The 13,159-nt window shown below is 57.4% G+C and carries 10 protein-coding genes; 8 read left to right on the top strand and 2 right to left on the bottom strand.

Annotated elements, in window-relative coordinates; translation table 11 throughout:
* Positions 1-26: 26 nt before the first annotated feature.
* A complete protein-coding gene (locus C8N45_RS12640; RefSeq protein ID WP_108386622.1) occupies positions 27-923 on the bottom strand; it encodes a hypothetical protein in 897 nt (298 codons plus the stop codon).
* Between the two features lie 373 nt (positions 924-1,296).
* Between C8N45_RS12640 and C8N45_RS12635 the strand changes: the two genes are divergently transcribed.
* From C8N45_RS12635 to C8N45_RS12620, 5 genes are all read left to right on the top strand, one after another.
* Entirely contained in the window at positions 1,297-2,697 is a 1,401-nt protein-coding gene (locus C8N45_RS12635; RefSeq protein WP_108386621.1) for a peroxidase family protein, read from the top strand.
* Positions 2,698-2,822: 125 nt separating this feature from the next.
* Positions 2,823-5,144: a hypothetical protein gene (locus C8N45_RS12630; protein ID WP_108386620.1), complete on the top strand. Its 2,322-nt coding sequence runs from the start codon at positions 2,823-2,825 to the stop codon at positions 5,142-5,144.
* 15 nt (positions 5,145-5,159) lie between these two features.
* Positions 5,160-5,750 (top strand): hypothetical protein, encoded by a 591-nt coding sequence (locus C8N45_RS23435; protein WP_181868938.1) that lies wholly within the window; start codon positions 5,160-5,162, stop codon positions 5,748-5,750.
* Positions 5,743-6,996: a YcaO-like family protein gene (locus tag C8N45_RS23250; protein ID WP_168769472.1), complete on the top strand. Its 1,254-nt coding sequence runs from the start codon at positions 5,743-5,745 to the stop codon at positions 6,994-6,996. Before C8N45_RS23435 ends, C8N45_RS23250 begins: the two co-directional genes overlap by 8 nt.
* Positions 6,989-7,726, top strand: coding sequence for a TfuA-like protein (locus C8N45_RS12620; protein WP_108386619.1), 738 nt, complete (start codon positions 6,989-6,991; stop codon positions 7,724-7,726). Before C8N45_RS23250 ends, C8N45_RS12620 begins: the two co-directional genes overlap by 8 nt.
* A gap of 23 nt (positions 7,727-7,749) precedes the next feature.
* On the opposite strand, the gene C8N45_RS12615 is transcribed toward C8N45_RS12620, so the two are convergent.
* On the bottom strand, positions 7,750-9,687 hold the full coding sequence (locus C8N45_RS12615; protein WP_133175976.1) for an AfsR/SARP family transcriptional regulator: 1,938 nt from the start codon (positions 9,685-9,687) through the stop codon (positions 7,750-7,752).
* Between the two features lie 238 nt (positions 9,688-9,925).
* Here C8N45_RS12615 and yidC point away from each other — a divergent pair, with 238 nt between their 5' ends.
* The 3 genes from yidC to yihA are packed head-to-tail and all read left to right on the top strand — an operon-like array spanning position 9,926 to position 13,152.
* Entirely contained in the window at positions 9,926-11,746 is a 1,821-nt protein-coding gene (gene yidC / locus C8N45_RS12610; RefSeq protein ID WP_108386765.1) for a membrane protein insertase YidC, read from the top strand.
* On the top strand, positions 11,747-12,505 hold the full coding sequence (locus C8N45_RS12605) for an MOSC domain-containing protein (protein ID WP_108386617.1): 759 nt from the start codon (positions 11,747-11,749) through the stop codon (positions 12,503-12,505).
* On the top strand, positions 12,505-13,152 hold the full coding sequence (yihA, locus tag C8N45_RS12600; protein ID WP_108386616.1) for a ribosome biogenesis GTP-binding protein YihA/YsxC: 648 nt from the start codon (positions 12,505-12,507) through the stop codon (positions 13,150-13,152). The genes C8N45_RS12605 and yihA overlap by 1 nt, the downstream gene beginning before the upstream one ends.
* The last annotated feature ends 7 nt before the right edge of the window (positions 13,153-13,159 follow it).

Below are 13,159 nucleotides of genomic sequence, written 5' to 3'. Positions count from 1 at the left end.
GAGGCGTGGCGGTTGGAAAAGGTGGCCTAGCTCACCAAAGCAAGCGCGGCGCCACCTAAACGCCGCGGCATCATTTGTCTGTCAGGTTGTGGGTCGGGCCAGAGAAACGCGCACCCATGGCCCTTGACCACCCAGCTTAGCCCGAACGCCCAGATTGCCAGCGCTTCCAGCCAGAAAGTCAGATTATGCTGGTTCCACCAATCCGGATCAATCGTCGGCTGGGGAGGAAAGAGAATGGCGCGCACTGCCAAACCGACCATGCCGATCAGAATCAGAACGCCAAAAAGACGATAGGCCCGGTTCCGCGCGGCCTTGGCAGGCGTCAGCCTGCCGTCTTTTTCCAAATGCCGCTCTGGCACCACCCGCGTAAAGACAAAGAATGCGTAGTAGGCCATGAATAGAAACAGCCCGATTGCGCTGAGGGAATGCAGCATATGGGCATACTGAAACATGGCAAATGTCATCGGGGTGCCTTGCGCGGGCACAAACTGCATCAGTTCCGCGTCCCACGACAGGATGACAGAGGTGCGCAGATGCAATTCGGTCATTGCGCACCCGGGCCCGTTTGCAGGTATGACCGCGACACCAATTGCGCCGATCCCGGCTATTGACGCGAGCCATTTCTCGGTGCTGTTTTCGCCTTGGTAGGCCAACAGAAAGGCGCCAATCAATATCAGCCCCCCGACAAAGACGCTTCCCAGAACAGGCGCGTAATAAAAGTGGCTCATCGAGTCGTGGAAACAGGCTGCGCTAATCAGCGCACCAGCGGCCAGCAGCACGGGCAACCCCATGGCAACCAGCCCCACGCGGGTCGCCATCCGCCTTTGACTGTCAAGATAGTCCGCGTGCTGCCTGCGTCCGAGCGCGGGATCAGGATGGTACTGGCGGCTCCGGGTGTGGTCATATGCAGTCAAATTCATCATCTCAATCGTCCTCACAGGTTGCCTGTGCAACGCAAGGGTTAACCGTCAAAACACACTGTGAATGCAGTGCGGCTGGCCCCGATATTGGCCTGCAAAGACAGTTAATCAGGTGCGGGTGAACCCCGCGTCAAATCCACGTTAATAAATTTGAAATTCTTATAGGTATCTGTTTTTGCGTGATTTTTCGGCGCAAATATGGATTTGAACCGCTTTATCAAATTTCGTGGGGTCTGTCGTTTTAACGATTTAGTAGCGTTTGGCTGACCCAGCGTTAACGGGCGTGCTTTTTGATGATGTTAACTTTGATCCCGGGGCTTTCGACCTTCGGGGCACCAACAGAACCTAACGGCAAAGGCAAATAGGCATGTACTGCATGACCCCACACGAAAGGGCCCCTCATCATGATCATGACACCGACGACTGCACCGGTTTCGATTATATGTTTCCGGATGCCGATGGCGCAGCTTACGATCACACTACGTTGGGCGGCCTTGACGCGCTTTGCGCGGAACTGACACCGGCACGCCCACGGCAGATGCCTGCGGCAATGGCCCATATCGGCCGGTTTATCCTCAACGATATTGCGCAACAGACAGCAACTGACCCCGAATATCTGCGCGTGACAGGCTCGCAGGTCACGCCGCGCGCCCGCAATCGGATCAGACATGTACTGGTCAATGAAAAGTCGGGTCGTCTGGCGCTGGACAGTATATATGGTAATCCGCGTGTCACCCATCCCGCGTTGCGCAGGTTCAGCGCGCTGTTGCGCGACAGCAATGACCCTGCAAAAATGCGGATTGGCCGGTTCACGCCGACGGAAGTGACTGCGACTGCCACAGCCACAGCGTTGCGCCAGAAAGGGCCGCACGATCTGGTGCGCCTGCATCAGGTGATGAAGCAGGGCGCAGACGAGGCAATCACACGCAAAGACCTTCTGGATTTGCCGCAAGATGCCCGTGAATTGTTCATCCGGCGTGATGGCGCACTGAACCTGCACCGCGCTGTCATCGGCGACAGCCGCAATGACAGGTCGCCAGACCTATCGGCCCTGCATCTGGCGCTGCTGAGTCTGCACAACGCATTCGTGGATTGCTATCCACTGCCCCGTGCCGACAACGATTATGCGCAGGTACATGCCTGGGCACGTCGCGAGGTGCGGCTGCATTATCATTGGCTCATCTTGCACGATTATCTGCCGCAAATTTGTGACCGCGATGTGTTAAAGCGCGTTCTGGACGGCCGTGCCACCCTCTACCGCGCCTTTCGGGCAGGCTGCCGGTTGGCGGCGCCAGAGCACCAGCCGATCCCGTTGGAGTTCAAGCTTGGGATTCCCCCCGCTTTGGCGCATCTGACCAACACAGACAGCCAAGCGACATCCCGCAAACTGGACAGCCGCACATTGTACCAGAACCAGCGGTTGAATCTGCCATCCGCGCAGGCCTGCATAGCACAATTGAACAAGACACAGGGTACAGAGATTCCTGTCATCGCACCAACAGATCTGACGGCTGTGCGCACTTTTGCCCGCCAGACCCCACTTTGTGTCTACATCCTGAAAGAGGCTGAAATCCTCGGACAGGGCAAACGATTAGGTCCACTTGGCTCAACCCTCGTGGCAGAGACGTTAGTTGGTATTTTGAGTAACGATCATGCTTCCGCCCTCCTTCAGCGTGGTGCGACGACCGGGCTGTGGCACCCCACAGACAGTACAGCCATTTCCGGCGTAACGATTGAAAGTTTTGAAAGTTTGATGCGCGTTCTTGACCTCCCCTAGACTTGCGCGTCACCTGCGTTGGCCGCCATGTTTGTCCCCCATGGTGTGCCAACGCAGCTTTTTTTGTGATCGACAAACCTTGGCCATGGTTTGCGCATTGAATGGCTTAGGTGAGAGAAAAATGCATGAATCAAATTGAACAGCTCTTGGATGATCCTACGCTTTATGCCCCTGCGGAAAGTGCGGATTGCGGGCTGCTTGTCCCCCGCAAGGGCCGCTACGAGTTGGTGGTAACGCTCCAGAGTGGTGCGCACCAGAAGCAATGCCTCATGATTTTGCGCGTCGATCCTGACAACGCCATGATCAGCGGTGACTTGTTTGATGGCACCACGCCAGAGGATGAACGCGCCGACAAATGGATGATGTCCTGGCGCAGTGAGGCGCTGTATCTGCCAAGGGATACTTTGGGTTGGGACGTGGCCGCTGTCTGCGCCGTGACCCGATCAAAGGGGCGCACACGCCGCCGTGAAAAGCTGGTACTCACATGCCGGTTTGATGAGACTGCCCCAACAGCCACGCTTCGTGACTGCCAGTTTTCCCTGATAAACGGGGACAAAAAAGCGCTGGATGGTGCGCTGTCGAAACAGGTTGGTCATTCCCCCACCTTCCGCCGTATCTTTCTGCGCGCTGCCTTGGACGAGACACTTTATAAGGACCTGTTCATGCAGCATGTCCTTGATTTCGCGTTGGGGAAATATCTGCCGGAGACTGAGAATTTTGATGTTCTGGACAGCTTTAGCCAGACGGGAGTGTCAGTCGAAATCGCAAAGGTCGAGAAAATCAAAGGTGGCAAGGTCTTTGGTAAACCTGTTCTGGGCAGCCTTGATGGCTATTTGCGGGCGTTGGACGCCCCGCCAGAGCATCCGTTCACCTTCGATATTTTTTATTCGGCACTGAACGATGATGACGATGAAAACAATATCCCGCAGGGCCGTGTGCCGGGCCTTTCAAACCCTGTTCAGACCCATCAAAACCGCACGGTTGCCGCGATCTTTCCGTATGAAATCCTGTCGAGCTATATCACAGCCTATAATGCGCAAAACGACGTGCCCTTTGATCACGCAACAGCCAGCGAAGCGGATATCAAGGCCATTGGATACCGTATCCGCTTTGCGGTCTTGCATGAACTGACACATTTGCTGAACCTGCCGCACCCATGGCAGCGTAATCTTTTTGGGCCTGCCTTGGGCCGCAGCGAACCGCACGCAAGGTCTTGGACCAACTATGGGGCCTTTTACCCGCTGGGCAGCGTCATGGACTATTACTTTGCGTCGATCAATGATGCGCCGGCGCGCAGTCGTGCGCGCAGCGTCCGCTCTGACCGCGCCTTCAAGGCGTCCCTTGCGCCCGATGCCGGTGTTGATTTTACAGCCCGCGAAAAAATGCAGTTGTTTCATGCCCCGTTTGACCAGATTGCCGCCGGTCAGCGCGCTTTTTCCGATAGTCGCCGGGCCAAGCTAAAGATCAAATCAAACCCGAGCATGGGTGATTTTCTGATGAAAATGGAACTGGATGTAGACCCAGACCGGTTCGACAGATCAAACGACCGCAAGGTTTTTCTGGCCAAATATTACGCGAACGGGTCGCTCAAGACCTGTTACGAGCCGCTGACGGGCACCGTCGTGATGCGCGGCGCTGCTGACATGGTGACGGGCATGGGCCATGATCTGGATTTTCGGTTCGGGTCGGGGCGGTTGTTCCTGTTGGTCAGGCGCGAATCCCGCGACCCTTGGTCGGATGTCGGACGCGGCAGGTCATACGAATACAAACTCAGGCCGATCCGGCTAGGCGGTCGCGGCGGGATGAATCAGTTGCAAAGGGCCAGCGTTACAACGCTGCCCAACGGGCAGGTCGAGTTCCGGACGCCAATACCCTTTGTGCGCCCCGGCTGGCTGCATGACCATCCCGGCGGCGGGCATGATTTCACCTTTCAGACCGTCTATTTGCCCAAAGTCGGGCGGCCTGTTTATGCGTGGCCCGTTTTTGTGAGTTACCAGTCAGACGACGCAAGCCCGATTTTTGGTCCGGCCACGGAGAAAGTTTCGTCAATCCTCAAGCACAGTGAACTGGCTGAACTGATGCAGGCCATCCGCTATACCGACGATTTCGACGGGCACACGGCAGATCGGGGCACGCGGGAGCTGCTTGCCCTGCTGAGGGATCCCGGGCTGAAGCTTGGCATCGCAGATCGCCCGGACCTGCGCTGGCTGATCAATCTGCAACAGGAGGTCATTCAGCATATGATCCCGCATGATGCCGCAGCGGCCGCCCGAGGCGCAGATGTCATCAGCTATGGGTCCGATGTTCAATTCGACGAGAATGTGGTCCGGATCAGTGCGGCACTTCATGCCAGCCTGCCCGACAGCCAGGCAAAGGCGCGGTTTCTTGAACAACTGCCCCAGATAGCCGACAAAATAAGGGCGCAAGGCGCCCAGCAAGAAATGTGAACCAAGGGAAGAGTAATGTCAGAAATATTTGCAGTTGTTTACACACAGAACGGAAAAGCCGCCATCGCGACAAAGGAATGGATCAATCAGGTGACCGGCACGGGCGTCACCCCGCTTGGTGATGATGTGATTCCCGGCTTGGCGGGCAACATTACAAACGTCGAGGATTTCACGGAAAAGCGCCACGAGCGGTTCGGAGAGGTGAATTTGGCAAGTGGCGGCGGATTGAGGAACCCGCATCTGGTTGTTTTCCGGCAGCCCGATGATCCGGTGGGCACCTATTTTGTGGCGCGCGGCTTTGTCCCACTAGGGCTTGCGGCGGATGACAAGCGCTGTTGCTATGTTCTGCGGACCTCGGCCGAAAACGCCAGTGCACTTGCCGCATTGCGCCGTACCCGCGACAATGACGAAGGGATCACCAAAGACCAGCTTGCTGATTTCGCGCTGGAAGAGGTCGCCTTTTCCGCCGTGTTCGCGGGGCGTGAGGACGCGAATATCAAGGGTTCGGGGGATGCAGCCGACTTTGGTGACGCGGCCGACTTTGGCGATGCGGCAGATTTCGGCGACGCGGCCGACTTCGGCGATGCAGCAGACTCTGATGACTAAGACGCGCTCTTCCGATGTGTCGGGCGGGGTACAGACTGCCCTGACCGACACCCGCCAGAAATGCTGGCAACATCGGATTTGTCCGCCACAGGACACGCTGGAAAAAATCACGCCCTATCTGCCCAGAATGGGGATAACACGGCTTGCCGATATCACCGGGCTTGACCGCATCGGCATTCCGGTGGCACAGGCTATTCGGCCTTTGGGGCGGTCCTTGTCTGTGGCGCAGGGCAAGGGCATGACGCTGCCCGCTGCCCGTGTTTCTGCCGCGATGGAGGCGGCTGAGGGTTGGCACGCCGAAAACCTTGATGGTCCATTCCAGCAAATCAGCGGCTTGGACCTGATGGAGGCAACCGATCTGGAGAGTCTGCCGATGTCAGACCCGCCCGTCTGGGATCAGGAGTTAACTATTCTGGAGGGGCGCGACATCATAGCAGACCGCGTAGTCGCGCTGCCGATTGATCTGATCGGCAAGGATTACACTCAAGCGCCGCAACACAAGGGTTTTCATCGGACAACGAATGGTCTGGCGTCTGGCAACAGCCTGACTGAGGCGATCGTGTCCGGCCTGCACGAATTGATCGAGCGTGACTGCATCGCCGATTTCGCCCACATGACCCCACAGGATCGCGCCGCGCGTCTGTGCCATCCCCACATGCTGGATGCGTGCACCGGGGATGCAAAGACCCTGTTGGATTTGATCGCAAGTGCCGGTTTCCACGTCTTTATCCACGATCTGACCAACGACATTGGCGTGCCTGCCATGCGTGCGACCCTGTTTTCGGTCGACCAGTCCGTGCCTGGTCATGGGCGGCCGAGGGCGCAACCGGGCTTGGGCTGTGGCTGTCACCTTGACCCGCAGACTGCCCTTGTGCGCGCGATCACCGAAGCCGCGCAAAGTCGGCTGACCTGCATCGCGGGTGCCCGCGATGACCTGACGGATCGCCGCTATGACACAATCGCTGACGGTAATCTGGGCCGTCTTCTGGAAATGGCCGCAGACCTGCAAACCGCTGACAAGACAAGATGTTTTGATGCGTGCGCGGCAGGCACATCGCCAATGGGTGATCTCGATATTCTGACCCGGAAACTGACCGCAGCCGGATTGGAAAAAATCTATGTGGTCGATCTGAGTAAAGCGGATCTACCGATCCACGTTGTGCGCGTCTTTGTTCCCGGTCTTGGGTATCTCACCAGCAAAGGTCCAACGCGCGGTAATCGTTACAGGAGCGCGGACCATGAATAACTCTGCCATCATCTTTGCCGGACCAAGCCTGACCAGAAGGGACCGCGAAACATTCCCGCAGATGCAATTCATGCCCCCCGTGGGGCGTGGCGATGTCCTGCGGTTACTGAAGAACAATCGCCCGCCGCGGTTTATCGGAATTGTCGATGGGTTTTTCGGGTCTCGTCCGGGGGTATTGCACAAGGAAATCCTTGAGGCGCTGTCGGCTGGTTGCCACGTCTATGGCGCGGCTTCCATGGGGGCCTTGCGCGCGAGCGAACTGTCAACCTACGGAATGATCGGTATTGGCGAAGTGTTTGAGGCCTACCATGACGGCAGGCTGGAGTCCGATGCCGAGGTGGCCGTCAACCATGGTCCGGCAGAGTTGGGATACCCTGCGCTGAACGTGGCACAGGTCGACGTTGATGCGACATTGGACGCTTTGCGCAACAGGGGTATGCTGACCGCATTCGAGGTCCAACGGCTGAGCGAGAAATCTCGCAAGATCTATTACCCCAAACGCACATGGTCGAAGGTTGCTGCCGAAGGGTCCACGGACCAAAGCGCTGCCGAGAAGCTGCAAACACTGCTTGCGCAGGCGCATGTGCAACGAAAGCGCCTTGATGCGATTGCGATGCTTAACCGTATCTCCAAGGACAAGACCCGCGAACTGCCCGCAATCTCCCAAAGTTTTGCACCGCCGCTGACCCCGTCCTACAAAAGAATGCGCCGCGCGGTGTTCGAGCCATAGGGTCAGAATGAACGGGGTTGCCCCTAGAACTTCACGTTGCCAAGACCGATCTTGCTGAGCCCTTCGCGCAGAACATCGCGGTCGGTTTCGCGGCGCAGGGGGACTGTTTGCAACAGCCACTCTGCAACGCTCGCGGCATTACAGGGCGTGGTGCCGACCCATCGTTTTTCGACCAATGACGTCATTGCCTCGACCTCGGCCATTGCGCCGCTCAGGTGGCCCAATTGGGCCAGCGTCAGGGCGGTCCAGAAATGGGTGCGGTAGGGTGCGCGCCGTTCGCCGAAGTTCAGCCAGCTCAGCGCAAGTTCATAATCCCGCTTGAAATAATAAAGCTCTCCGTAATCGGTACGCTGGTAGTCCAGTTCGTGCAGCATCCGGCTTTGTGCCTGATGATACCAATGTTCGGCATCTTCCAGACGGCCAAGATAGACAAGCGCGGTGCCGATGGCGTTCAGCCTGTGCGCCTCATAGGGGGCCAATGCGATGGCGCGTTCGATATGGCGTTCGGCGGAGACGAAATTTTGCGTCCACATCTGACACCACGACATCGCGATATGCGCGTTTGGATGCATCGAATTGATCGTGAGTAACCTTTCGGCCAAGGCGCGCGCCTTGACCCGCCCGGGCTGCATATCAAGCCCCGGTTCGCTCATGAATGCACCGGTGTTCCAGATCTGTATCAGCTGGGCGCAGGCTGGCTCGAACTCTGGGTCGATCTCAAGCGCCGTTACAAGATCGGCCTCGACCGACTTCACGTAGCCCGGATCAGCGGCCTTAAAGAACGTATCCTTGGAGCGCAGGTAATAGGCGTAGGGTGTTTGCGGCGGCAGGTTTTGAGCGTGCATCTGTCGGGTTTCGAACCGCTCGATGGCTGCGATGACGGCCGATGTGGTCAGATCTGCGACCACATCCAGCTGCTCATGAAACTTGTCCGCGTCAATCGACTGCCGCGAACTCCAGACGATTTGCCGTGTGTTTCGCTCGATCAGGCGCAACGTACATAGACAGATGTTGTCCTTCTGGCGAATACCGCATTCGAACACAAAGCTGACTTCCGCAGACAGATCATCGCCGCTTTGGGCGACAATGCGCAACTCTGGCACGCTGGACATGCGCATCAGACATTCGTCAAGCAAGGGCTGTGCGTAGATCTGGACAACGCTGTCATCGCCGGGCGTGTTTGTCAGTTGCAATGCAATGGCGGGTATCTGGTTGATCGGGTGTGCGGCGACTGTCTGACTGGTCGGGCTGTCCGGGCTGGCCTGCAATGACCGAAACAAAAGGTTGGTTGTTTCGGTGATAGTGAACCCGTCTGCTTTCAGCGCGCGCTCCAACCGGTCGAATTCAGCGCGCACAGCCGACAATTTGCCTTGTGCGGCAAGGGCGGTCATCAGGCTGCGGCTGGCAGGTTCGTTGGTGGGGTCAAGTGTGGTCATCGCTTGTGCGATCAATTCCGCCTGCTCGGAGTCGCGCGTAACATCAAGTGCATCAAGGTCCTTTTCGGCCTCGCGCATCTGCCCGGCCAGAACAACCCGCCTGCATTCAAACAACCAGTCGTCGAACACAGGTGCGACGGGGTCGAGATCATCCAGAAGGGGTTCGCACAATGTATAGTCAAGCTGCCCGTCACGGTCCCACAGGTCGAAATTGATCCCGTCTGAGCGCAAAAGCACCGTATTGCGCGACACCTCAAGCGCATCCAGATGGTCCGGACCCAGACATTTGCGCAATTCATGCAGGCACTGTCGCAGGCTGCCGCGCCCCTGCTCGGGGTCACGGTCATGCCAGAACAGGTCAATCAGGCGAGACCGCGATATTGGCTTGTCGTAGTTGAAGGCCAGAAACGCCAAAAGCCCCAACGATTTGCGGGATTTTGGCAGAACGGACTGCGCATCGGGACCTGTCATGGAAAACAGGCCAATCAGCTTTACGTCAAGTTTGTGGTCTAGTGTGCCAAGCACAGTTTCCTCCAATACCCAATGCGCGACGGTAGTTAGCTACCTGCGGTCATGCAATGGTTCATGTTGCCAACAAACTTGAAAGGGGTGAAAACGACACGTGATCGGGTCAATAGATGTGACCCGCGCCTATAACAACTAGGGGATTTGCCCATTATTCGGCCAAAACCGCTTGACCTTTGCGCCCTGCGCGGGTTGAACGGCCCCCAGACTTTGACGCGGAAAAATGGGCGGTTATCGCATGGACGACCAGAACAAGAACCTTATCCTTGCCACGGTGCTGAGCTTTGCCGTTATTCTGGCTTGGACCTTGATTTTTCCGCCACCAGAGGCACCCGTCGATGTGCCCGCCGAAGTCGCGGGCGAAACGGCAACTGGGTCAACCGTGCCAATTGTGGAAAGTGGTACCGGTGACGGTGCAGTGTCCGGCGGTGCCGCAGACCCGACAGCGCCCGCAGACCGTGCCGACGCGGCGCGTGTCGTAATTGAAACTGCACAGTTTTCGGGGTCCTTGTCACTGCGGGGCGGTCGCATAGATGATCTGGCGCTGACCAACTACCGCGAAACGCTTGATCCGGGTGCCGACACCGTACGCCTGATGCGGCCTGTGGGCGAAACAGATGCCTATCTGGCGCTGTTTGGCTGGACAGGTGACGCGGAAAGCGCCCCCAACGACGAAACGATCTGGTCATTGATCGAAGGTGACACGCTGACCCCTGACACGCCTGTTACGCTGGGTTGGGACAACGGGCAGGGGCAGCAGTTCCAGACCCGTATCTCTGTTGACGATGAGTTCATGTTCACTTTTGATCAGTCGGTCATCAACAATGGATCAGGTGATTTCACGTCACGGCCCTATGGCCTGATCCGGCGTTATTCCGAACCTGACGACATGAAGAACTTCTTCATCCTGCACGAAGGTCTGGTGCAGATGACAGACGGTGAGTTGACCGAAACAGACTATGACGACATCGTTGATTTCGAGCCAGATGGGCCCGACGCGCGCAAGGAAGTGACGCAAAACGGCTGGATCGGCTGGACCGACCACTATTGGATGACAAACCTGATCCCTGCTGCCGAAGCGCCGTTCCGGGCCAGCGTGCGTTATTTCGACAATCGCGACATTTATCAGGCCGAAGCAATCATGGCCCCTCAGGTGGTGTCTGCAGGCGGTACGGCGACTGTTTCGACCCGCTTTTTTGCGGGCGCAAAGGAATGGGAATCGATCCGCAACTACCAAGATGACTCCGAAGCGCCGGTTCCAGGATTTCTGGACAGCATTGACTGGGGTTGGTTCTTTTTCCTGACCAAGCCGATTTTTGCGCTGCTGCACTACCTCAATGCCTTTATCGGCAACATGGGTTGGTCGATCATTGCGCTGACCTTTATCCTCAAGGCGCTGGTGCTGCCGCTGACCTATAAATCATCCGTTTCCATGGCCCGCATGAAGGAATTGCAGCCCGAAATGGAAGCCCTGAAAGAAAAGGCCGGCGACGACCGCGCGGCCATGCAGCAGGGCATGATGAAGCTGTACAAGGAAAAGAAAGTAAACCCGGCTGCCGGTTGTTTGCCTATTCTTCTGCAAATTCCGATCTTCTTTTCGCTCTACAAGGTGATCTTTGTCACGATCGAATTGCGTCACGCCCCGTGGTTTGGCTGGATCAAGGACCTAAGCGCGCCTGACCCGTCATCGCTGATGAACCTGTTTGGGCTGCTGCCATGGGCCGCGCCAGAGCCGGGGTCGTTCCTTGCGCTGATTATGATTGGTATCCTGCCGATCCTGCTTGGTGTTTCGATGTGGTTGCAGCAAAAACTGAACCCCGCCCCAACTGATCCGACGCAACAGATGATCTTTGCGTGGATGCCGTGGGTCTTTATGTTCATGCTTGGGTCGTTTGCCTCCGGTCTGGTGGTTTACTGGATTACCAACAACATCATCACCTTTGGCCAGCAGTATGTGATCCTGCGGAGCCTCGGGAACAAACCTGATGTGTTTGGAAACATCAAATCCGGGTTCAAGCGGGGCAAATCTGCGACCACAGGCAAGTCCGAGGACAAGTAAATGGTCACTGTCGCCGCGCTTTGGCGGCATCCGATCAAAAGTCACGGCCGCGAGGCGCTTGAAACGGTGACGCTTGCCCAAGGGCAGACAATGCCTTGGGACAGGCGTTGGGCCGTGACCCATGACGCCAGCAAGTGGAATGCCGACGATCCGCAATGGGCCATGTGCCGGAATTTTATGATTACAACGGGCACGCCCACGCTCGCGGGCATTTGGGCGACAGTTGATGAAACCACAGGCACCGTTACCTTGCGGCATGACCAACTGGGCAGCCACAGCTTTCGGCCCGATGACCCTGCGGAACACGCAGGGTTCCTGTCATGGGTCGCGCCCCTGTGCCCTGCAGACCGGGCGCAGCCACAGGCTGTGGTCGCCGCCCCGCAAAGAGGCATGACAGATACTGACTTTCCCTCAATTTCGATCATGACGCGCGCGTCCCACAAAGCAGTTGCGGCGCAATTGAGCCAACCGCTGGAAACCGAACGCTGGCGGGGCAACATCTGGCTTGATGGCACTGACGCATGGGAAGAAGAAAATTGGGTCGGCAAGACCCTGCGGATCGGCAGCGCAGAATTACATGTGCAATCCCCCATCCAACGCTGCAAGGCGACGATGGCCAATCCGCGCACCGGTAAGCGCGATGCCGACACACTGGATGCATTGCGGAGAGGCTGGAACCACCAGAATTTTGGCATCTATGCCACTGTGACCAAGTCCGGTACGATCGCGATAAATGACAGGGCAGAGGTGCTGAATTAATGGAAATGCGTTTCCCGGAGGCAAAGCAGCCTGACGATGCCATGATGGAAAAGGGACGTCTGCTGTTCGCAGGCGAAACTGAATTCGTCAAAGGTGTCGTGGCGATGGATGGTCTGCCCCCCGCGGACCGGGTCGAGATTTGCTTTGCAGGCCGCTCCAACGTCGGTAAATCCTCGCTGATCAACGCGCTGACTGGCCGCAAGGGGCTGGCGCGCGCCTCCAACACGCCGGGCCGCACGCAGGAGATCAACTTTTTCACGGCGGGTGACATCTATGTGGTCGATCTGCCCGGCTATGGCTTTGCCAATGCGCCGCTGCCTGTCGTCGAAAAGTGGCAGCGTTTGCTGAAACAATATCTGTCCGGGCGCCAGACCCTGCGCCGTGTTTTCGTGCTGATTGATGCGCGTCACGGTGCAAAGGCCGTGGACGAAGAAATCATGTCGCTGCTCGACAGCTCTGCGGTGACATTTCAGGTGGTCATGACGAAGGTGGACAAGCTCAAGGGCAAGGCGCTTGAGGACAGTCTGGCCAAGACTCGCGCCGCACTGGCCAAACACCCCGCCGCATACCCTGAACTGATCCTGACCTCTTCGGAGAAGGGCGACGGGATCAAGACACTGCGCGCCATCATCGCAGGTATCGCATGAAGACAAG

It is taken from the genome of Yoonia sediminilitoris, from assembly GCF_003058085.1.
Lineage (GTDB): Bacteria > Pseudomonadota > Alphaproteobacteria > Rhodobacterales > Rhodobacteraceae > Yoonia > Yoonia sediminilitoris.
This window is presented reverse-complemented; position numbering and strand designations above follow the sequence as displayed.